The organism is Mesorhizobium sp. P160219, from assembly GCF_057786095.1.
The window spans coordinates 117,811-138,761 of sequence record NZ_JBYNWG010000001.1 but is presented as its reverse complement, the minus strand read 5'-3'; the positions used below and the strand labels follow the sequence as shown (position 1 = coordinate 138,761).

The 20,951-nt window shown below is 61.8% G+C and carries 20 protein-coding genes and 1 tRNA gene; 10 read left to right on the top strand and 11 right to left on the bottom strand.

Features of this window, described 5'->3' with window-relative positions:
* Nucleotides 1-12 precede the first annotated feature (12 nt).
* A complete protein-coding gene (locus tag AC3EMP_RS00690) occupies nucleotides 13-438 on the top strand; it encodes a TadE/TadG family type IV pilus assembly protein (protein ID WP_245260130.1) in 426 nt (141 codons plus the stop codon).
* Nucleotides 428-838 (top strand): TadE/TadG family type IV pilus assembly protein, encoded by a 411-nt coding sequence (locus AC3EMP_RS00685; RefSeq protein ID WP_023708223.1) that lies wholly within the window; start codon nucleotides 428-430, stop codon nucleotides 836-838. The genes AC3EMP_RS00690 and AC3EMP_RS00685 overlap by 11 nt, the downstream gene beginning before the upstream one ends.
* 278 nt (nucleotides 839-1,116) lie before the next feature.
* Here the strand turns inward: AC3EMP_RS00685 and AC3EMP_RS00680 are convergent.
* Both AC3EMP_RS00680 and AC3EMP_RS00675 read right to left on the bottom strand, forming a co-directional pair.
* Nucleotides 1,117-1,193 (bottom strand) — tRNA-Arg (locus AC3EMP_RS00680).
* A gap of 106 nt (nucleotides 1,194-1,299) precedes the next feature.
* Nucleotides 1,300-2,463: a M20 aminoacylase family protein gene (locus AC3EMP_RS00675; protein ID WP_023699100.1), complete on the bottom strand. Its 1,164-nt coding sequence runs from the start codon at nucleotides 2,461-2,463 to the stop codon at nucleotides 1,300-1,302.
* 233 nt (nucleotides 2,464-2,696) lie between these two features.
* Here AC3EMP_RS00675 and AC3EMP_RS00670 point away from each other — a divergent pair, with 233 nt between their 5' ends.
* Both AC3EMP_RS00670 and AC3EMP_RS00665 read left to right on the top strand, forming a co-directional pair.
* Complete coding sequence (locus AC3EMP_RS00670) at nucleotides 2,697-3,875, top strand: D-alanyl-D-alanine carboxypeptidase family protein (protein ID WP_023694057.1); 1,179 nt, start codon at nucleotides 2,697-2,699, stop codon at nucleotides 3,873-3,875.
* A gap of 3 nt (nucleotides 3,876-3,878) precedes the next feature.
* Nucleotides 3,879-4,976: a CobW family GTP-binding protein gene (locus AC3EMP_RS00665; RefSeq protein ID WP_023822508.1), complete on the top strand. Its 1,098-nt coding sequence runs from the start codon at nucleotides 3,879-3,881 to the stop codon at nucleotides 4,974-4,976.
* 12 nt (nucleotides 4,977-4,988) lie between these two features.
* Here the strand turns inward: AC3EMP_RS00665 and AC3EMP_RS00660 are convergent, their stop codons facing one another.
* The 5 genes from AC3EMP_RS00660 to AC3EMP_RS00640 form a co-directional block, all read right to left on the bottom strand.
* Complete coding sequence (locus tag AC3EMP_RS00660; protein ID WP_027050749.1) at nucleotides 4,989-5,237, bottom strand: sulfurtransferase TusA family protein; 249 nt, start codon at nucleotides 5,235-5,237, stop codon at nucleotides 4,989-4,991.
* A gap of 60 nt (nucleotides 5,238-5,297) precedes the next feature.
* On the bottom strand, nucleotides 5,298-6,593 hold the full coding sequence (locus AC3EMP_RS00655) for a L,D-transpeptidase family protein (RefSeq protein WP_352713599.1): 1,296 nt from the start codon (nucleotides 6,591-6,593) through the stop codon (nucleotides 5,298-5,300).
* Nucleotides 6,594-6,826: 233 nt separating this feature from the next.
* A complete protein-coding gene (locus tag AC3EMP_RS00650) occupies nucleotides 6,827-7,777 on the bottom strand; it encodes an acetyl-CoA carboxylase carboxyltransferase subunit alpha (protein WP_352463189.1) in 951 nt (316 codons plus the stop codon).
* Nucleotides 7,778-7,865: 88 nt separating this feature from the next.
* Entirely contained in the window at nucleotides 7,866-8,777 is a 912-nt protein-coding gene (locus AC3EMP_RS00645; protein ID WP_286439652.1) for a site-specific tyrosine recombinase XerD, read from the bottom strand.
* A 21-nt stretch (nucleotides 8,778-8,798) separates the two neighbouring features.
* Nucleotides 8,799-8,951 (bottom strand): hypothetical protein, encoded by a 153-nt coding sequence (locus AC3EMP_RS00640; RefSeq protein ID WP_023670666.1) that lies wholly within the window; start codon nucleotides 8,949-8,951, stop codon nucleotides 8,799-8,801.
* A 171-nt stretch (nucleotides 8,952-9,122) separates the two neighbouring features.
* Here AC3EMP_RS00640 and AC3EMP_RS00635 point away from each other — a divergent pair, with 171 nt between their 5' ends.
* Genes AC3EMP_RS00635 through AC3EMP_RS00625 form a run of 3 tightly spaced genes read left to right on the top strand, consistent with a single transcriptional unit; the run spans nucleotide 9,123 to nucleotide 11,757 of the window.
* Entirely contained in the window at nucleotides 9,123-9,734 is a 612-nt protein-coding gene (locus AC3EMP_RS00635) for a shikimate kinase (RefSeq protein ID WP_023670667.1), read from the top strand.
* Nucleotides 9,731-10,864, top strand: a complete 1,134-nt coding sequence (aroB, locus tag AC3EMP_RS00630; protein WP_023742904.1) for a 3-dehydroquinate synthase — start codon at nucleotides 9,731-9,733, stop codon at nucleotides 10,862-10,864. Before AC3EMP_RS00635 ends, aroB begins: the two co-directional genes overlap by 4 nt.
* The gene (locus AC3EMP_RS00625) at nucleotides 10,861-11,757 is read left to right on the top strand and encodes an HlyC/CorC family transporter (protein ID WP_352713602.1); all 897 of its coding nucleotides are present in this window, start codon (nucleotides 10,861-10,863) and stop codon (nucleotides 11,755-11,757) included. Before aroB ends, AC3EMP_RS00625 begins: the two co-directional genes overlap by 4 nt.
* A gap of 40 nt (nucleotides 11,758-11,797) precedes the next feature.
* Here AC3EMP_RS00625 and AC3EMP_RS00620 read toward each other — a convergent pair whose 3' ends face one another.
* From AC3EMP_RS00620 to AC3EMP_RS00610, 3 genes are read right to left on the bottom strand one after another with little or no spacing between them, the layout of a single operon-like run.
* The gene (locus AC3EMP_RS00620; protein ID WP_352713605.1) at nucleotides 11,798-13,348 is read right to left on the bottom strand and encodes a SpoVR family protein; all 1,551 of its coding nucleotides are present in this window, start codon (nucleotides 13,346-13,348) and stop codon (nucleotides 11,798-11,800) included.
* A gap of 9 nt (nucleotides 13,349-13,357) precedes the next feature.
* Nucleotides 13,358-14,665, bottom strand: coding sequence for a YeaH/YhbH family protein (locus AC3EMP_RS00615; protein WP_352713607.1), 1,308 nt, complete (start codon nucleotides 14,663-14,665; stop codon nucleotides 13,358-13,360).
* A gap of 17 nt (nucleotides 14,666-14,682) precedes the next feature.
* A complete protein-coding gene (locus AC3EMP_RS00610) occupies nucleotides 14,683-16,632 on the bottom strand; it encodes a PrkA family serine protein kinase (protein ID WP_352713610.1) in 1,950 nt (649 codons plus the stop codon).
* A gap of 536 nt (nucleotides 16,633-17,168) precedes the next feature.
* On the opposite strand from AC3EMP_RS00610, the gene AC3EMP_RS00605 reads away from it, so the two are divergent.
* Nucleotides 17,169-18,722, top strand: a complete 1,554-nt coding sequence (locus tag AC3EMP_RS00605) for an acetolactate synthase large subunit (protein ID WP_352713621.1) — start codon at nucleotides 17,169-17,171, stop codon at nucleotides 18,720-18,722.
* An 11-nt stretch (nucleotides 18,723-18,733) separates the two neighbouring features.
* Here the strand turns inward: AC3EMP_RS00605 and AC3EMP_RS00600 are convergent, their stop codons facing one another.
* Nucleotides 18,734-19,036: a BolA family protein gene (locus AC3EMP_RS00600; protein WP_023670675.1), complete on the bottom strand. Its 303-nt coding sequence runs from the start codon at nucleotides 19,034-19,036 to the stop codon at nucleotides 18,734-18,736.
* 168 nt (nucleotides 19,037-19,204) lie between these two features.
* Between AC3EMP_RS00600 and AC3EMP_RS00595 the strand changes: the two genes are divergently transcribed.
* Both AC3EMP_RS00595 and cobS read left to right on the top strand, forming a co-directional pair.
* Complete coding sequence (locus tag AC3EMP_RS00595) at nucleotides 19,205-19,834, top strand: J domain-containing protein (RefSeq protein ID WP_032887126.1); 630 nt, start codon at nucleotides 19,205-19,207, stop codon at nucleotides 19,832-19,834.
* 121 nt (nucleotides 19,835-19,955) lie between these two features.
* Nucleotides 19,956-20,942, top strand: coding sequence for a cobaltochelatase subunit CobS (cobS, locus tag AC3EMP_RS00590; protein ID WP_023670677.1), 987 nt, complete (start codon nucleotides 19,956-19,958; stop codon nucleotides 20,940-20,942).
* The last annotated feature ends 9 nt before the right edge of the window (nucleotides 20,943-20,951 follow it).

Sequence of the window (20,951 nt, the reverse complement as noted above, 5' to 3'; positions counted from 1 at the left end):
GGTGGGCGGACCTTGCGCATTGTCCTGGACAAATCCGGGATAGCTGCCGTCGAGTTTTCCATGTTGCTGCCCATCCTGTGCCTCGTCTGCCTCGGCATCGCCGACGGCTGGTCCTACGTAACGAGTTACCTGCAGATGCGCGCGGGCGTCAAAACCGCGGCCAATCTCGTAATGGCCGGCGCGTCCAATGACACCGGAACGCAGGCGGTCGCGCTTTCGAGCTGGAACGACAAGCCCGAGGACGCCGCGGTCGTACTGGTCCGCTCCTATTTGTGCGGCGCCACGGTCGTGGATGCGACCACCATTTGCGGCGGAACGAAGCTGCCGACCGTCTTCGTCCAGATAACGGCGACGGGCACCTGGGTGCCCCCGTTTAACTTCGGTGTCTTCCCGGACCCGCGCGCGATCAGTCATCAGCAGGTGATCCGTGTCCGCTGAAAGGATCGGATCCAGGTGGCGCCGTGACTGCTCCGGCGCAGCCGGGCTGGAATTCGCCTTGATCGCGCCTTTCCTGGTGATGCTTTTGTTCGGAATCTTCGCCTTCGGCTGGGCCATGAATGCCGTGTCGACCGTCCGCTATACACTGGAAACCTCTTCCCGGGCGCTGCAGCTGAACAACACGCTTTCGCAGAGCGACATCCAGGCCATCGCCACGCAGAAATTGGTGAACCTGGGTCTGAAGAACGTCATTGTGACGATCGCGACCGACCCTGCCAGCGGCGGTTTCAAGATGGCGCATCTGACCGCCAGCTATGCCTTCGTCATCGCTTTCCCGTATTTCGACCAGTATCCGATAAATTACGCCACGACCGTCACGGTGCCCCTGGTTGCCAGCTAGGATACGGCCGGCTTCGTTGAGTTGGCGGCGCCGAACTCAGACCGTAACGGATCGACTGGGAACCATCGCTCGATCTGAAATTGTACTTGCAAGAGGTCGATTCTCTTCGCGGCTGTAGATGCTTAAAGCTCGCTCCTGAGACCTCAGGGATGGACTTTTTCTATGGAACTAAAGTCAGGCTGCTTGCTTGGTCGCGTCCGTGAAAATCACCGAAAACCAGTCCATCAGTGCTGCAACATGCCGACAGGCTATCTCAGTCACCAAGCCTTTGATCTTGCTGGTGATCCCGACAGGAATCGAACCTGTGACCTACAGATTAGGAATCTGCCGCTCTATCCTACTGAGCTACGGGACCACGCGGCCCGACACATAGCCGCTTCCGATCGTTTCGCCAAGAGGCTCGCCGAAGGCAATGAAGAGGCCGGCCGAAGGCTAATCGGCCGGCCTTTCGTCGGGGCAGGTCAGGCTGCCAGCGCCGTTTCGGCCAGTTTCACCCAGTAGCTCATGCCGTGCGGTATGACTTCGTCGTTGAAGTCGTAGGCCGGATGATGGAGGCCGGCGGTCTCGCCATTGCCGATGAAGATGAAGGCGCCAGGTCGGGCTTCCAGCATGTAGGAGAAGTCTTCGCCGCCCATCACCGGCTGGATGGCGCGGTGGACCTGGGTGTCGCCGGCGACATGTGCCGCGACATCGCCGGCAAAGACCGTTTCTTCCGGATGATTGAAGGTCACGGGATAGTTGGCGTCATAGTCGACAGTGATCGTCGCGCCGAAGGCGGTGGCTATTCCTTCGCAGATGGTGCGGATGCGCTCTTCCGACTTCTTGGCGATCTCTTTCTTCAGTGTGCGCACCGTGCCGGCAATCTCGGCGGTCTCGGGAATGACGTTGTAGGCGTCGCCGGCGTGGAACTTCGTCACCGAAACCACCACCGCCTCGACCGGATCGGTGCTGCGCGAAGCGACCGTCTGAAGGGCGCCGACCAACTGGCTGGTGATGACGATCGGGTCGATCGTGCCGTGCGGCATCGCCGCATGGCCGCCGCGGCCCTTCACGGTGATGGTGAACTCGGCGGTCGCCGCCATGATCGGGCCCGGCCGGATGGCGAACTGGCCCACCGGCAGGCCCGGCATGTTGTGCATGCCAAAGACGCGCGAAATATCGAAACGCTCCATCATGCCGTCCTTGACCATCTCGTTGCCGCCGCCGCCGCCCTCTTCCGCCGGCTGGAAGATGACCGCGACCGAGCCGGCGAAATTGCGCGTTTCGGTCAGATATTTGGCGGCGCCCAAAAGCATCGCCGTATGGCCGTCATGGCCGCAGGCATGCATTTTGCCAGGAATGGTCGAGGCATAGGGCTTGCCGGTGATCTCGTTGATCGGCAGCGCGTCCATGTCGGCGCGCAAGCCGATGGTCGCGCCTTGCCCCTTGCGGCCATGGATGATGCCGACGACGCCGGTCTTGCCGAGGCCCGTCACCACGTCGTCGCAGCCGAATTCCTTCAGCTTCTCGGTGACGAAGGCGGCGGTCTTGAAGACATCGAAATTCAGTTCTGGCGTCTGGTGCAGATGGCGTCGCCAGCCGGCAACTTCATCCTGCATCTCGGCGGCGCGGTTGAGAATCGGCATAATGGTTCCATCTCGCTGTTGGAGCAGACGATCTGGCCTGCTTGATTGCAATTGTGATTGCCATGCTTGTTGCCATCTTGGCACTTTGCCATCTTGGCGTCACATAGGGTAAATAGCACCCCAGACAATGTGATCCGGAAATTGAGGGCCGGATCAGGTCATGCTGGCCATCGCGTAACGAAATCTTACGGAGCCAGGGGCGACTACGGCAAGAGGCGATTTCGGATTCCATGATGCGGCACAGCCATATCCTCAAATTACTGCTAACGGGCGGCTTGGCGCTACCTATGCTGGCTGGGCCAGCTTTGGCCAATCCGGTGATCCTGTTCGACCTCAACAGCGGCAAGGTTCTGCAGCACCAGGACGCCTTCAAGCGCTGGTATCCCGCTTCGCTGAGCAAGCTGATGACCGCCTATGTCACCTTCCGGGCGATTGCCGCCGGCGAGGTCCAGCTCGATTCACCGATCAAGGTGACCAAGCATTCGGCGGGCGAACCGCCGAGCAAGATGGGCTTCAAGCCGGGCTCGGTGATGCGGCTCGACAATGCGTTGAAGATGATGCTGGTCAAATCGGCCAACGATATCGCCATGGCCATCGGCGAAAACATAGGCGGCTCGCAGGCCGGATTCGCCGTTCGCATGAATGCGGAGGCGGCGCGGCTTGGCATGACCGGAACGCATTTCGTCAATCCGAACGGCCTGTTTTCGCCGGAGCAGTACACGACGGCGCGCGATCTTGCCCTGCTGGTGATGGCGATCCGCAAGGAATTCCCGCAATACGCCCCCTGGTTCTCGATCGAAGGCCTTGCCGTCGGCAAGAAGGCGATCTCAAACTACAATCTCTTGATCGGGCGCTATCCCGGCGCCGACGGCATGAAAACCGGGTTCGTCTGTCCCTCGGGCTTCAACATGATCGGCTCGGCGACACGCAATGGCCGCACGCTGGTCGCGGTCGTGCTCGGCGAAAAATCGGCGATCAGCCGTGCCGAGACCGCCGCCAGGCTGCTCGACCAGGGCTTTGCCACGCCCGACCCGAACTGGCTCACGGTCGCGGCCATGCCTTCCTATGGCGATACAATGTCACCCAACGACATGCATGATGAGATCTGCAGGAAGAAGGCGCCGCACGAGCAGTCCGAGGCGGCTCCGCCGGTGGCCGCGAAGGGTGCCGACGTGCCGAAATCGCCCTATCAGGAAAAGCTCGACCACGTGCCGACGCTGGTTGCCGTGGGCCTCGGCGGCGCCACCGGGCCGGCGCCGAAGGCGATGCTCGACCAGGGCGGCCAGGAATACGCCGATGTGCCGCTGCCGAGCTGGCGGCCAGACATTCCGGCGCCAAAGGGCGCCGAACCGGCCGTGGTGGGCCAGGCAACCGCGGTGCAGGGCGACCAGCTGGTCAAAGCCGCGAACTAGGCGATGGCTGGCTTTCCGATACCCGTCACGGTGGTCACCGGCTTCCTCGGCGCCGGCAAGACGACATTGCTCAACCGGCTGCTCAAAGATCCGGCACTGGTCGACACGGCCGTCATCATCAACGAATTCGGTGAGGTGGCGATCGACCACCTGCTGGTCGAGCAGGCCTCGGACGGCATCATCCAGTTGTCCGACGGCTGTCTGTGCTGCACGGTGCGCGGCGAACTGGTCGATACGCTGGCTGACCTCGTCGACCGGCTGCAGACCGGCCGTATCGCCCGCCTTGCCCGCGTCGTCGTCGAAACCACCGGGCTCGCCGATCCGGCGCCGGTGCTGCAGTCGATCATGGCGCATCCCGCCCTTGTGCAGGCCTTCCGACTTGATGGCGTCATCACGCTGGTCGACGCGGTCAACGGCAATGCGACGCTCGACGGCCATGTCGAGGCGGTCAAGCAGGTGGCGGTCGCCGATCGCATCGTGCTGACCAAGGTCGATCTGGCCAGCGATCCCGGCGACGTCGATGCTTTGCGAACGCGACTCCATCAGCTCAATCCAGGCGCCGTGGTGCTGGAGGCCGGCGACGGCCGAACCGGCGTCACGGCGCTGTTCGATTGCGGCCTCTACAATGCGGCGACCAAATCCGCCGATGTCCGGCGCTGGCTCGGCGAAGAAGCCGCCCATGAGCACCACCATCATCATGATCACGGCGAACATGAGCACCACCACCGCCACGATTCCCGCGTGCGCTCCTACTCGCTGGTCCATGACGGCCCGGTGCCGTTTTCGGCGATCGAGATGTTCCTCGACCTGCTGCGTTCTGCGCATGGCGACAAGCTTTTGCGGATGAAGGGCGTCATCGAGCTTGCGGAGGACCCGTCGCGGCCGCTTGTCGTCCACGGGGTGCAGAAGATCCTGCATCCGCCGGCGCGGCTGCTGGCCTGGCCGGACGGCCAACGCGGCACCAGGCTGGTGCTGATCACGCTCGATATGCCGGAAGATTATGTGCGCCGGCTGTTTTCCGCCTTCACCAACCGGCCGTCGATCGACACGCCGGATCGCGCGGCGCTGGAGAGCAATCCGCTGGCGATAGCCGGGGGCTGATTGTCAGGCTCGCTATGCGCCGCGTTCGACCAGGAAGCGGTGGCCGCCGCTGACGGCTGATGTTTCAACAAGCTGGTGGCCAGCGTCGGCGCAAAAGGCGGGGATGTCGATGACCGCCAGCGGGTCGGTGGTCTCCAGCCAAAGCCGGCTGCCCGGCTGCATTGCCGCCAGGCGTTTTTTCGCCTTGAGAACGGGCAGGGGGCAGTTCAGGCCCTTGAGGTCATAGATCGCGGTGTGATTTGTTTGTTTGTCTTCATGCATGTCTTTGTCCCAAAACCGCTGCGCACTTTTGGGCGACATGCATCGGCAAGGCGAAAAACCTCAGCCGCCGAACATGCCTAGCAGCTTGTTCTTGATCTTCGACATCCGGCTTTCGTCCGCCGGCGGTTCTGCAGGCGCCGCCTCGACGCTCGCAGTGGCGACCGGCTGCTGGGGGGCCTGCTTGGCTGCTTCCTTTTCGGCCAGCGCTTGGGCCTTTGCGGCTTGCTTTTCAGCCAGTGCCTGGGCCTTGGCGGCTTTCGCAGCCTCGATGGCAGCAACCCGCTGTTCCTCGGCCTTGCGCTTGGCTTCCTTCTCTGCGTCCAGCGCCGCCATCTTGCGGCCGGCGGGCGAATCGATGCGGCCCATGCGCGCCGTCTCGGTCAGCGTGCCGTCGGAATTCAGCGACGGCGGTTCGATCGGCACGCGCTCGCCCCGGGCGCGGCGCTTCGACCAGTCTGAAACGATGGCGGCTTCCTTGATGCCGGCAATGGTTGGCTTGGGCGCCGGCACGCTGGCCTTGACCGCGCCGGTGAAGGCCGCGTCATAGCTGCTTTGATAGGCGTTGAGTGCGCTCTTCAGCGAATCGGGCTGCGTGGTCGCGGGGCATGCGCCAGTCGGATCGAATGTCGTGCCCTCAGGCGCCACCTGGTTGAAGACATAGCGCTTGTCGCAGACATCGACCTTCGGTGGCACCTTGGTGATCTCGAAATTGTCGTAACCGACCTTCAGCATCTTCCAGAACTCATAGTTCGGGTCGTTGCGGTAGCGCGCCATGTTGGCGGCGGTCATGCGGAACGGGAAGGCCTGGATCTGGAACTCGGTCTGGCCGCCCTGGAAGGCATCGCGACCAAAAGCGTAGATCTGCTCGATCTGCGGGTCGGTCATCGAATAACAGCCCGACGACGAGCAGGCGCCGTGCACCATCAGATTGGCGCCGGTGCGGCCATTGGCACGGTCATAGGCGTTGGGATAGCCGATGTTGAAGGACAGGTGATAGTTCGAGCGCGGATTCATCTGCGACGGGCGGACCGTATAGAAACCTTCCGGCGCCTGGCGGTCGCCCTCGGTGTATTTTGGGCCGAGCTTGCCCGACCATTTGCAGATGTCGTAGCTGGCGACCATCTCGTAGCGGCCGGTGGTCTTGGCCTTCCAGATTTCGAGCTTGCCTTCTTCCTTGAAGATGCGAGCCATCACCGACGAGGTGCGGATCATGCCCTTGGCTTTCATGTCGGCCAGGATCTTGTCCGGCAGCGGCTTGCTGGCTTCCGGCGCAAAATTCTTCATCGAGGAATCGTTGCAGCCGGCAACGCCAAGCGCGGCGATCAGAAGTGCGGTGCGGGCAAGCTTGGTAAACATGGATACGGCTATGTCTTTTTCTCGCGTCACGGCCGGATAGCGCCCGGGCCTGCATGCTGAACACTGACGGACCCTAAGCCCGTTAACCTTGAAAATTCCTTACCGCAAGCGTCGGACAGCGCCCCCACGGCAATTCGCCCGGTGTCACGGATTTTTTATTGAGCCGAATGCGGCGGCATTTTTGTGGCGAAATTGCTCCTTGACGCCACATTGCGGTGCGCTGCCGGCCAAAATCAGAGGCTGCGGCCCATCGCCAGGTATTTTTCGCGGCGCTGTTCGCGAAAATCGGTGTTGGCGCCGGCAAAATCCTTCATCGTCTTGGCGATGAGGTCGCCGGTGGCGGCGATCACCGTTTCGGGCGCGCGCTGGGCGCCGCCGAGCGGCTCGGCAATGATGGCGTCGATGATCTTCATTTCCAGAAGGTCCTGGGCGGTGATCTTCATGTTGGTCGCCGCATCTTTCGAGCGCGTCGTGTCGCGCCACAGGATCGAGGCAGCGCCTTCCGGCGAGATCACCGAATAGATGGCGTGTTCCAGCATGTAGACGCGGTTGGCGGTGGCGATCGCGATGGCGCCGCCCGAACCGCCTTCGCCGATGACGACCGAAATCGATGGCACTTTGAGGCCGAGGCAGGCCGAGGTTGAGCGGGCGATGGCTTCAGCCTGGCCGCGTTCCTCGGCGCCAACGCCGGGGTAGGCGCCGGCGGTGTCGACCAGCGTCAGAAGTGGAATCCGGAAGCGGTCGGCAAGTTCCATCAGCCGCACGGCCTTGCGGTAGCCTTCAGGACGCACCGAGCCGAAATTGTGCTTGAGCCGGCTCGCCGTGTCGGAGCCCTTTTCCTGGCCGATGACGGCCACCGGTTCGCCGCGGAAGCGAGCGAAGCCGCCGATGATCGCCTGGTCCTCGCCGAAATTGCGGTCGCCGGCGAGCGGCGTGAAATCGCTGAACAGGCCCTTGATGTAGTCGAGGCAATGCGGCCTGTCGGTGTGGCGCGCGACCTGCACCTTCTGCCACGGCGTCAGCGCCTTGTAGATGTCGCGCAGCGCGTCGCGCACGCGCTTCTCGAGCCGGCTGATTTCGTCGCCGACATCGACCGCCTCGCCATTCTCGGCAAGCTTCTTCAGCTCGAGGATCTTGAGTTCAAGGTCCTGCACCGGCTTTTCGAAATCGAGGTAATTGTACATTCTTGAGCGGACCGATGCGTCGGAAGGCAAACATCGCGCAGACGTAGGCTCCGCGCGGGCACGTTGCCCTCACATAGCGATATGAGGCCTAGTCGGCAAGCGGATGATGATCGTTGACCAGACGCACCAGCCGCTCTTCCAGCACATGCGTGTAAATCTGCGTGGTCGAGATATCGGCGTGGCCGAGCAGCTGCTGCACCGCCCTGAGATCGGCGCCGTTCTGCAGGAGATGGCTGGCAAAAGCATGGCGCAGCACATGCGGCGATATTTTCGCCGCCGATATGCCGGCTCGCGCGGCAAGGCCTTTGAGATCGCGGGCAAAGACCTGCCGGGAGAGAAAGCCGCTGTCGCCGGCGGCCGGGAACAGAAACGGGCTGTCGGCGAAAGCCGGCACCGACGCCCGGGCCGTGAGCCATGCCCGCATCGCCATGCGGGCCTTGGCCGACAGCGGCACCATGCGCTCCTTGTCGCCCTTGCCGCGCACCATGAAGAAGCGGTCGTCGCGCTGGGCGACGGTCACCGGCAGGCCGACAAGTTCGGAGACGCGCAACCCGGTGGCATAGAGCACCTCGACCAAAGCATGCAGGCGCAGTGCCGCCACCCGGTCGCCATTGACGCCATCGCCTGTCTCAAGCGCCGCACGGTCGAGCAGCCGACCGGTATCGGCCTCGCTCATCGTCTTGGGCAGCGGCCGGCCTTTTTTCGGACTGTCCAGCGTGCCGGTCGGGTCGTCGCCGCGCAAGCCCTCGGCGTAGAGAAACTTGAAGAACTGGCGGATCGCCGACAGTTTGCGCGCCTGCGACGTCGACGCAAAGCCGCGCGCCGCGATATCGTCGAGATAGGCGCGGATGTCGGCTGCGGCGGCAGCGGCAAGCCCGCCGGCAATCTGCTGCGAAGCGTCTTCGAGATCACGGCGGTAGGAAGACAGCGTGTTTGCAGCGGCACCGCGTTCGGCGCTCATCATCTCGAGAAAGGCTTCGATGCGAGCCGCGCTGTTCATGTTCCAGGGGTCAGTTTTGGGTCAGTTTTTCTTGGGGTTCAGCTTTTCCGGTGGAATGCGCACGGTGATTTCGGCTTTTTTCGGCTCGACGAACATCGCCAACGCCACCATCGTACCATAGGCAATGCCGGCAAGAATCATCATCGTCACGACAAAGCGGAACAGTGTCGGCATCAATCTTCGCCCGTCTTCTTGCTCTGCGATTCCAAGCCCGTGTCCTTATGGGACGCTAATTCCGTCAATTCAAGGACGAAGGGCTCTGCGTGCGAAAGGCGCTATGCTTGACGCAAACGGGCTTTTGATGTCGATACGCCGGCAAAGACGGCTTAGAAACAGCATGGTCTCATGAACGCGTTACCAGCAAATCCTCCCGGCGATAGCCATGCCGCGCTGCTCGACAGGCTGGGAAGCCGCTCGATCGTCTTTGTCGGCCTGATGGGCGCCGGCAAGACGGCGATCGGCCGCAAGGTGGCGACGATGCTGTCGCTGCCCTTCGTCGACAGCGACCAGGAGATCGAAACCGTGTCGCGCATGACGGTGCCGGAACTGTTCGAACGCTATGGCGAGACCGAATTCCGGGCATTGGAGCAGCGCGTCATCCTGCGCGTGCTGGAGAGTGGGCCGCAGGTGCTGTCGACCGGCGGCGGCGCGTTCATGAATGCGCAGACGCGGGAAGCGATCGCCGGGCATGGCGTGTCGGTGTGGCTGAAGGCCGAGATCGACCTGTTGATGGAACGCGTGTCCAAGAAGCAGAACCGGCCGTTGCTCAAAAGCGCCGATCCGCGCGCCGTGCTCGAGCGGCTGATGGGCGAGCGCTACCCGGTCTATGCCACGTCCAACATCACCGTGCCGACACGCGACGACCGCAAGGAGGTCATTGCGACCGAGGTTGTCGACGCGCTGTGCGGGCATTTCGGCATTCCGGCTCCGACTGCGCCGGGCGAGGTGCGGCTGTGAGCGAACCGGTCACTGTCGAGGTCGGCCTTGGCGAGCGCGCCTATGACATCCTGATCGGCCCCGGCCTTTTGGCGCGCGCCGGCGCCGAGATTTCGCGCCGCCTGCCCGGCACGAGGGCGGCGGTGGTCACCGACGACAATGTCGCGGCGGCACATCTCGACGCGCTGAAGGCCGGTCTGGAAACACGCGGCATCCAGCCTGCCGTCATCACTTTGCCGGCCGGCGAAAAGACCAAGAGCTTTGCCCATCTCGAAGAGGTGGTCGACGGCGTGCTCGCCGCCAAGCTGGAGCGCGGCGATGTCGTCATTGCGCTCGGCGGTGGCGTCATCGGCGACCTCACCGGCTTTGCCGCCGGCATCGTGCGCCGCGGCATGAATTTCGTCCAGATTCCAACCTCGCTGCTGGCGCAGGTCGATTCCTCGGTCGGTGGCAAAACCGGCATCAACAGTCCGCGCGGCAAGAATCTGGTCGGTGTCTTCCACCAGCCGAAACTGGTGCTGGCCGATACCGAAGTGCTCGACACGCTGCCGATCCGCGAATTTCGCGCCGGCTATGCCGAGCTTGCCAAATACGGGTTGATCGACCGACCGGCGTTTTTCGCCTGGCTGGAAGCGAACTGGGAAAAGGTGTTCGCTGGCGGACCGGAGCGGGCCGAGGCCATCGCCGAGGCGTGCCGCGCCAAGGCCGATGTCGTCGCCCGCGACGAGTTCGAAACCGGCGACCGCGCACTGCTCAATCTTGGCCACACGTTCGGCCATGCGCTGGAAGGCGCCACACAGTATGACGGCGCCCGCCTCGTCCATGGCGAAGGCGTCGCCATCGGCATGGCGCTGGCGCACCGCTTTTCCGCAAGGCTCAATCTGGCCAGCCCGGACGACGCGGCGCGGGTCGAGGCGCATCTTCGCGCCGTCGGTCTACCCTGGCGGATGGCCGACATCCCTGGTGAGTTGCCCGATGCCGAGGCGCTGCTTGGCTTCATCACCCAGGACAAGAAAGTGTCGCGCGGCGCGCTGACATTCATCCTGACGCGCGGCGTTGGCCAGGCTTTTATTGCCAAGGATGTACCGGCGTCGGAAGTGCTTTCGTTCCTCAGGGAGAACCACCCGGGCCAGGAAAGCCGGCAGCGATGATCAACGAGCCCGGCTGGACCGTCGTCGCCGTCCTTGCCATCCTCATCCTGCTGGTCCTGGCCGTGCGCACGCGCCTGCTTGCCATGTTCGGCTATGAGCTGTCGCGCATCGAGCCGCAGCGCTCGACACAGGACGAGTTGCGCGGCGCGGTCGACGATTTCCGCCGCGACGGCCAGATGGTGCGTGAGGACCGCGACCGCGTCGGCGGGCTGTTCGATCTCGCCGAGCTCGAAGTCTCCGACATCATGGTCCACCGCACCAATATGCGCTCGGTCAATGCCGACAATGGGCCGGAAGCGGTGGTGCGCGAGATCCTGCAAAGCCCGCACACCCGCATGCCGTTGTGGAAAGGCTCTCTCGACAACATTGTCGGCGTGCTGCACGCCAAGGACCTGCTGCGAGCGCTGAACGAGGTCGGCAACGACTTTTCCCGGATCGACGTGATGAAGATCGCTTCGAAGCCTTGGTTCGTGCCCGACACCACGACGCTGCAGGAACAGCTCAACGCCTTCCTGCGCGCCAAGGCGCATTTCGCTATCGTCGTCGACGAATATGGCGAGGTCGAAGGGCTGGTGACGCTGGAGGACATTATCGAGGAGATCGTTGGCGAGATCGCCGACGAGCACGATGTAGACATTCAGGGCGTGAAGCAGGAGGCGGACGGTTCCGTGGTCGTCGACGGCACCGTGCCGATCCGCGATCTCAACCGGGCGCTCGACTGGAACCTGCCTGACGAGGAAGCGACCACCATTGCCGGCCTGGTCATCCACGAGACGCAGTCGATCCCCGAGGAAAAGCAGGCTTTCACCTTCCACGGCAAGCGCTTCGTGGTGATGAAGCGCGACAAGAACCGGATCGCCAGAATCAGGATCAGGCCGGCGGGCGAAACCTGAGGTAACGAGCAGGCCCGCAACAGGACGCTCTTTGCCGAGCTTATGCCGCGATCTGGCTCGTAGACCGTTCGTGGATGGTCGCACCGGTTTGAGCGTCAACTGCGACCAGGCTGACCTCGTAGCCCCAGAGGCTGCGGACATGGCGTAGCGTCGCGTCACGGCTGGCCCCTTCGAGCACAACACCATCCTTTACCCTGTGTTGCAGTCGCAACTGCCGGTCGCCGAGCAGGTCGACATCAATCACCTGGATGTCCGGCCGATTCGCTCCAAGGTCGTAACTGTGGGCAAGCTGGGCGCGTATCTTGTGATAGCCACGTTCGTTGTGGATCGAGGCGACTTCGAAATGCGGTTGGTCGGCTCCATCGCCAAGCACGAAGAACCGCCATTTTCGGATCAAGCTCGGGCTGAGATACTGGCGGATAAAGGATTCGTCGCGGTGGTTGGCCCAGGCCTCAAGCAGGACCTCGCGCCAGTTGCCATGTCCTGCAATGTCCGGGAACCAGTCGCGGTCCTCCGCCGTCGGCTCGGTCGAAATGCGCTGTATGTCCTGCATCATGTCGAGGCCGAGGGCATAGGGATTGATGCCTGAAAACCGGGGATCGTCAAAGGCCGGCTGGAAGATCACGTTCGAATGGTTGCGCAGGATTTCGAGCATGGCACCTTCGCCGATCCGGCCACGATCGAATAGCATGTTCATGAGCGTATAATGCACGAAGGTGGCGCAGCCTTCATTCATCACTTGAGTCTGTCGCTGCGGGTAGAAATATTGCGCGATGACGCGGACGATCCTGATGATCTCGCGCTGCCAGGGTTCCAGGATCAGGCTGTTCTTCTCGAGGAAATAAAGGAGGTTTTCCTCGGGAAGGTTGAGCGATCTCTTGCGCTCCGCCATCCCTTGATCCTCATTGCCGGACTTGTTTTTGTTCTGCGACGGCGGCAGCGTGCGCCACAGATCGTTGTAGGAGCGCTCTTCGTATTCGAGGCGCTCGCGAAGCCCTTCGCGCTGTCGCTCCGACGAGAGCTTTGGCGGCCGGTGGTAGCGGAACACCCCTTGTTCCATCAGCGCATGGGCGGAATCGAGAATGGCCTCCACTGCTGCAAGGCCGTGCCGCTCCTCGCACCGGGCGATGTAGCCCTTGGCGAAGTCCAGATAACCCAGGATTGCCCCGGCGTCGGTCCATTGCTGAAACAGATGATTGTTCTTGAAGAAATGATTGTGGCCAAGCGCCGCGTGGGCCGTCACAAGGGCCTGCAACGCCATGGTGTTTTCCTCCATGAGGTAGACGATGCAGGGATTGGAGTTGATGACCAGTTCATAGGCCAGCCCCCGACCACCCTTACGGTAAAGAAGCTCCTGGTGAAGGAAATGTTTGCCGAACGACCAATGCCGATACATCAGTGGCATGCCGATAGATGAGTAGGCGTCGAGCATCTGCTGGGAGGAGATTATCTCCATCTGGACCGGGTAAGTATCGAGATGCAACTCGTCGACCGCGATCGCCTCGATCTCTTCAAAAGCCCGCGATAATTTCTCGAAATTCCAGTCAGAACCGGAAAACAACAAATTCGTTTCGTTGGCTCGCCTGGCCATCTCTCTCTCTCAAGCGCTCTTGATGGCCACCGGCTGCCTGGCGAAGAGCCGGTGGAAGACCGGGTAAATATCCGCGGGAGCAGCGATGCGGCTCATCTGGAAGTTGGGCCATTTCAGCTCGATCGTACTGTAGGCGCGCCAAAGCGACGTCCCGTTTTCGGTAGCACCGAATATGTGGCTCTCGCGTTCGTCGATGATCTCGACATAGGCGAAATACTGGCACAGGCGCATGAGCTTGCCGTTCATGAGCTCTATGCATCGCTCGGAATCGGTGGTGAAATTGTCCCCGTCAGAGGCCTGCGCGGCGTAAATGTTCCACTCGCTGGCAGGATAGCGCTGGCCGATAATGCGGTGCATTTCGTCGAGCGCGGTGGAGACGATCGTACCGCCGCTCTGCGTGTTGTAGAAGAACGTGTCCTCATCCACTTCGTGCGCCTCATGGGTATGGCGGATGAAGACGATCTCCGTGCGTTCGTAGCGCCGTTTCAAGAACAGGTGCAGCAGCACGAAGAAGCGTTTGGCCAAGTCCTTTTCGCGTTGGCCCATCGATCCGGACACGTCCATAAGGCAGAACATGACGGCATTGGCATTCGGCACCGGCCGGGCGTCGAAGCGGTTGAATCGGATATCGACCGGATCGACAAAGGCAATTCGCCTGCGCCGTCGCTCCAGCCGGTCAAGCTCGTCGCGTAATTCCGCGATGCGCTGGCGCACCGCCGCGCCGGCCGGGGCCGACTCAAGCGTGACGATTTCCCGGAGGATCGCCTCCAGTTCCTGCTGCGTGGGGCGCCTCAGCGCAATGCGCCGGCCTAGGCTGTTGCGCATCGTGCGGCCGGCATTGATGTTGGTCGGGGAACCGGTTGCCGCGAAGCCGGCCCGGCGCGGCTTGAAGGCAAGGATTTCCTTGAGATTGAGCTTAACCAGGTCGGGCAGTTCGAGATCCTCAAAAAAGAGTTCGAGCACCTCCTCGCGTGACAGCACGAAACGAAAATCGTCTTCCGACGCCGTGTTTCCTGGCGACGACGCCGCGCCGCCCCCATGCGGCTTCGGGAGCAGGTCTCCAGGGGAAAAATGCCTGTTGCCCGGAAGGATGTGTCGGCGCCGTCCGCTGGCCCTGTCATCGTTGAAGCTCGGCTCGGCTGTTTTCCTTTCAGGCATGGGCACGGCGTGCTCGGTATCCACGTCGGCGATCCTGCCAGTGCGGATTTGATTGCGAATGCTCCGCTTCAACTCCTCGCGAGCACGCCTGAGGAAGCGCTGTCGATTGCCAAGGCTCTTGTCCTTGGGGTTCAGGCGACGGTCGATGAAGATCGGCATGGAACCATCCGGCTCTGTCAACCCGCCTTGTTCACCCGCATGTACCAGTCCACCAGCCGGCGTACCTGCCGTTCTGTGTAGCCACGCTCGATCATGCGCTGCACGAATTCGTTGTGGCGCTTTTCCGTAACGCTGTCTTGCTTGGAGCCGAAGCTGATCACCGGCAAGAGGTCCTCGACCTGTCCGAACATCCGCTTCTCGATGACCTCGCGCAGTTTTTCATAGCTGGTCCATGACGGGTTGCGGCCGTGGTTTCTTGCGCGAGCGCGCAGAGTGAACTTCACCACCTCGTTACGGAAGTCCTTGGGATTGGCGATGCCTGCCGGTTTCTCGACCTGCGAAAGTTCGTTGTCCAGGATCTCCCGGTTGAGGATCTGGCCGGTGTCGGGGTCCTTGTAGTCCTGGTCCTCAATCCAGGCATCCGCATAGGCGATGTAGCGGTCGAAGAGGTTCTGGCCGTATTCGCTATAGGACTCCAGATAGGCCTTCTGGATTTCGTGGCCGATGAACTCGGCGTAGCGCGCCGCAAGCTCCGACTTGATGAATTCAAGATAGGCCGCTTCCGTTTCCTTCGGGAACTGCTCCCGCTTGATCGCCTCCTCCAGAATGTACATCAGATGCACAGGATCGGCGGCGACCTCCTCATTGTCGAAGTTGAATGTCTGCGAAAGGATCTTAAAGGCAAAGCGCGTGCTGACGCCCGTCATGCCTTCATCGACGCCGGCGGCGTCGCGATATTCTTGGACCGACTTTGCCCTGGGATCGACTTCCTTCAGATTTTCGCCGTCATAGGCGCGCATCTTGGTGTAGAGCGGCGAGTTGTCGTGTTCGGCCAAGCGCGTCGAAACTGCAAAGCGGCTGAGGATGTCCAAAACTTCAGGGGCACAGGGGCTGGCGGCCAACTCGCTCTCACGCAGCAATTTCTCATAGATCTGCCTCTCTTCGGTGATCCGCAGGCAATAGGGTACCTTGACCACCAGGATGCGATCGAGAAACGCCTCATTGTTCTTGTTGCTCTTGAACTGTTGCCATTCCGACTCGTTGGAATGGGCGACGATGATCCCCTGGTAGGGAAAGGCGCCGAAATTTTCAGTGCCGTTGTAGCTGCCTTCCTGTGTCGCGGTCAGCAGCGGATGCAGAACCTTGATGGGTGCCTTGAACATCTCGACGAATTCAAGCAGACCTTGCGTGGTCCGGTTCAGGCCACCGCTATAGGAATAGGCATCGGGGTCGGACTGGCTAAAATTTTCCAATTGCCTGATGTCGACCTTGCCGACCAGGGCCGAGACATCCTGATTGTTCTCATCGCCAGGTTCGGTCTTGGCAATGCCGATCTGGCGCAGCCGCGAAGGCATCAGCTTGACGACGCTGAATTTGGAAATGTCGCCAGACAATCCGTCGAGGCGCTTGGCCGCCCATGGCGAAATCAATCCGTTCAGCCGGCGCCGGGCTATGCCGTATTTATCCTCTAGCAGATCACCCATGTGATCGGGATGGAACAGCCCAAGCGGCGACTCGAAAACCGGGCTGATCTGGTTGCCGACCTTCAGCGTGTAGATCGGGCGCTGCTCCATCAGTTTCTTCAGGCGCTCGGCCAGAGAGGATTTGCCGCCGCCGACCGGGCCGAGGAGATAGAGGATCTGCTTGCGTTCTTCGAGCCCCTGCGAGGCATAGCGGAAATATCCAGCTATGCGCTCGATCGTATCCTCCATTCCATAGAAGTCAGAAAAATGAGGGTAGATCTTGAGGGTCCGATTCGCGAAAATGCGGCCGAGGCGCTCGTCTTTGCTGGTGTCAACCAGTTTTGGTTCGCCGATTGCGTCGACCATCCTTTCGGGCGCCGAAGCGTACATCGATTTGTCTTCCCGACAGGCAAGAAGATACTGTTGGATGCTGACCTCTTCGTCCGCCGCATTGGCATAAATTTCCGAAAAAAGATCGAAGACGTCGGATTGGGTTGCACGCATGATGTTCTGCCCTCGGAGCCGATCTGGATTCCAATCGCCTCATCACCTTCAACTGTCGGAAAGCATTGTTGGTTCCCTTCACATGAAGGAGAGTGGCTGCAATCCGGGTAGAAGGCTTGGGAGGAAACATTCGGAGTGGCTGGAATGGCGGGTTGCCCGGTGCTGCGGCGCTGATGGGCGGCGTTGTCGCCGGCCAGCTATCTCGATGGACACAAGCATCCGCCGACCTTCATCGCCTATTCGCGCGCCGAAGGCCGCGACGACCAATCGAAGGCTTTGCCAAATGCCTGCGCGCCATCGGCACTGAAGTGACGCTGTTCGACGGCAACGCCTACACGCATATGTCGATCAATCACGACTTCGGCGAGGACGGCGACGCGTTGACCGCCGCGATGCTGGCCTTCCTGAATGGACCGTCGGTTGATCCCCGATCCCCGCGAGGCGTCCTGGATCAGACCAAAAGCCCCGGCGGGACATTGCCGACCCGGCGGCTACAGGTGCAATTGTTCCTGAGTTGTCGATTGGGAAAGAAAATCATGAATGGCGCCGATCTGCTGTGCGACGTGCTCCTGGCCAATGACGTCACGGTCTGCTTCGCCAATCCTGGCACATCCGAAATGCATTTCGTTGCCGCACTGGACCGCAAACCTCAGATGCGCTGCGTGCTCGGCCTGTTCGAGGGCGTGGTGACCGGCGCCGCCGACGGCTATGCGCGCATGACCGACCGCCCGGCAGCAACGTTGCTGCATACCGGACCGGGTCTCGCCAACGGTTTGGCCAACATGCACAACGCAAGGCGTGCGCGCAGCCCGATGATCAACATTGTCGGCGACCATGCTTCCTACCATCTGCCGCTCGATGCCCCGCTGACCAGCGACATAGAAGGCCTGGCGTCGCCGATGTCGAACTGGGTTGGCCGCGTCAAGGGGCCGGCCGATATTGTGCCGGCCGCAGAGGCGGCTTTCCGCGCCTCACTCACGCCGCCTGGCGTCACGACCTTGATCCTGCCTGCGGATGCCGCCTGGGGCGAAGTTGCTGCGATTTCGCCTGGCAAGGTGAAGCTGGAGCCGCCGCCCGCCGTCGACATGGCTGTTGTGCGCACGATCGCCGAAGCAATCCGCGCCGCGCCGGGCCGTGTCGGCATGGTGGTGCGTGGGCAGGCGGCGCGCGCCGATGGACTTGAAATCGCAGGGAGAATGTCATCGGGAAGCGATGTCAGGCTGTTCAGTGAGGTTCTGATCGCCCGCATGCAGCGCGGCCGCGGGCGGTTCGCCCCGACCCGCATTCCCTATCCGGTCGATGCGGCGACGGCCATGCTCCGGGATATCGACTTGCTGGTGCTGGTCGGCGCCAAGGAGCCGGTTGCCTTCTTCGCCTATCCCGGCAAGCCCGGGCGGCTGGTTCGGGACGATTGCAAGGTGCTTTCGCTGGCGGCGCATGGCCAGGATCTGAAAGCGGCGCTGGAGGCGCTGGCTGCCGAGGTCGGCATCAAGCCGACGCAGCAATTCGCCGCCGCAACCGCCTTTCCAGACGAACCGACGCTGAGCGGCAGACTGACGGACGATGCCATCGCGCTGTCGGTGGCGCGCAAACTTCCCGCCAATGCCATCGTCTGCGACGAAGCGGTCACCTCGGCGAGACGGTTCTTCGCGCTATCCGCCTTTGCGGCGCCGCACGACTACATGATGGGTACGGGCGGATCGATCGGCGGCGGCATTCCGATGGCGACAGGAGCAGCGATCGCCTGCCCGGACCGCAAGGTGATCAATCTCGAGGCCGACGGCAGCGGCATGTACACGGTGCAGGGACTGTGGACCCGGGCCAGGGAAAAGCTTGACGTCGTGACCATCATCTTTTCCAACCGGACCTACGCCATCCTGCATGGCGAAATGAAGAATGTCGGGGTCAATGAGATCGGCGAGAACGCTAGGCGCATGCTCGATCTCGACCATCCGGCGCTGGACTGGGTTGCGCTGGCCAAAGGCATGGGCGTCGAGGCGGCCCGCGCCGACACGTGCGAGCGGTTCGACGCGCTGCTCGACAGTGCCCTGTCGCGTCCGGGACCGTTTCTCATCGAAGCGGTGATCTGAGGCGGAGAGACTTACCAACGGGTCTTTTCGCCGGGTGCAGCCGGTTCGATTGCCAGCGCATGGACGCCGGCTTGCAGCTCCGCTGCGAGCAATTCGTTGACGGCGCGGTGGCGGTCGATGCGGCTCATGCCGGCAAAGACGGATGAGACGATGCGGACGCGAAAATGCGTCTCGCCGGTGCCGTCATAGGCACCGTGATCGTCGGAGCCGTGGTGGTGATGACCGGCATGAAGGTGGCTTTCATTGACGATCGCCAGCCGCTCCGGCGAAAACGCCTTGTTCAGCTTGTCTTCCATCGTCGCCTGTATGGACATCGCCATCTCCCTTCACCATATCTGCAAGGCGTGATCGGGAAATCGGGATCGATCCCGCCGGGCCGCCTCAAAAATCGCCATTCGCCCTGCTTTATGCCGCGATTCAGCGGTTAGGGCGATGATCGCGAAAATGTCAATTCTTGTTTCGCACGTGCGAACAGCCCATAAATGGGTGAGATGAAACCGTACCCCAAATATTTCGAGAAAATTCGGGTCCGTCCCGACAAGGATGCGGAGCTGAAGTCGCACTCGCCGATCTGCCAGTGGGACGGCTGCAAGGAGGCCGGTACCCACCGGGCGCCGGTCGGACGCATGAAGGAAGGCGAGTATTTTCAGTTCTGCTTCGATCATGTGCGCGAATACAACAAGGGTTTCAACTACTTCTCCGGCGTGCCGGACACCGAGATAGCCCGCTTCCAGAAGGAAGCGATGACCGGCCACCGGCCGACATGGAAGATGGGCGTCGCCGGCGCCTCGACGCGCTCCTCGCCCGATTTCGCCCAGCAGCGTTCCGGTCGCGCCGGCTATTACAACCGCATGCGCGATCCCTTCGATCTGTTCAAAGGGCCGAAGGACCCGCGCGAGGCGCGCGAACGCAAGGCCAAGCCGCTTGAGGCCAAGGCGCTGGAAACGCTTGGCCTTGATACAAAGGCGACTGGCAAGGACATCAAGGCGCGCTATAAGGAACTTGTGAAGCGCCACCATCCGGATGCGAATGGCGGCGATAGAGGTTCGGAAGACCGGTTCCGCGATGTGCTGCAGGCCTATCGCGTGCTCAAGCAGGCGGGTTTGTGCTGAGCAACCTAACGGTTCGTCGTTTTCCAACTTTCATAAGGGTGGAAAAGGCTCTAAGACCGCCCCCGGACAAAATCGATTGCCGGCGAAATCGGGCATTTCGCCAGTGGAGACTTGGATAGAGATGAACAAGGTCGATCGCGACATCGCCAATTTGCCCGACACGACGGTGTCGGTGAAAGACAAATTCGGCTTCGAGTCCAAGATGGTGGTGCCGGCCTATTCGGTGACCTCGGAACATGTGCCGGACATCGATCCGGATTATCTGTTCGACAAGGCGACGACGCTGGCGATCCTTGCCGGCTTTGCCTACAACCGCCGCGTCATGGTGTCTGGCTATCACGGCACCGGCAAATCGACCCATATCGAACAGGTCGCCGCCCGCCTTAACTGGCCCTGCGTGCGCGTCAACCTCGACAGCCATGTCAGCCGTATCGACCTCGTCGGCAAGGACGCCATCGTCGTCAAGGATGGCCTGCAGATCACCGAATTCCGCGACGGCATCCTGCCCTGGGCCTACCAGCACAATGTCGCGCTCTGCTTCGACGAGTACGATGCAGGCCGTCCGGACGTGATGTTCGTCATCCAGCGCGTGCTGGAATCGTCGGGCCGCCTGACGCTGCTCGACCAGAGCCGGGTCATCCGCCCGCATCCGGCGTTCCGGCTGTTTTCGACCGCCAACACGGTCGGCCTCGGCGACACTACCGGCCTCTATCACGGCACGCAGCAGATCAACCAGGCGCAGATGGATCGCTGGTCGATCGTCACCACGCTGAACTACCTGCCGCACGACAATGAGGTGAACATAGTGCTGGCCAAGGCCAAGCACTATCGCGACGGCAAGGGCAAGGACATCGTCAACAAGATGGTGCGGGTCGCCGACATGACGCGCTCGGCCTTCATCAATGGCGATCTGTCGACCGTGATGAGCCCGCGTACCGTCATCACCTGGGCCGAAAATGCCGAGATCTTCGGCAATATCGGCATGGCGTTCCGGCTGACCTTCCTCAACAAGTGCGACGAGCTGGAGCGTTCGGTGGTGGCCGAGTTCTACCAGCGCGCCTTCGGCGAGGACCTGCCCGAGAGCGCCGCCAACGTGGTACTGGGCTGAGCAGAGCCT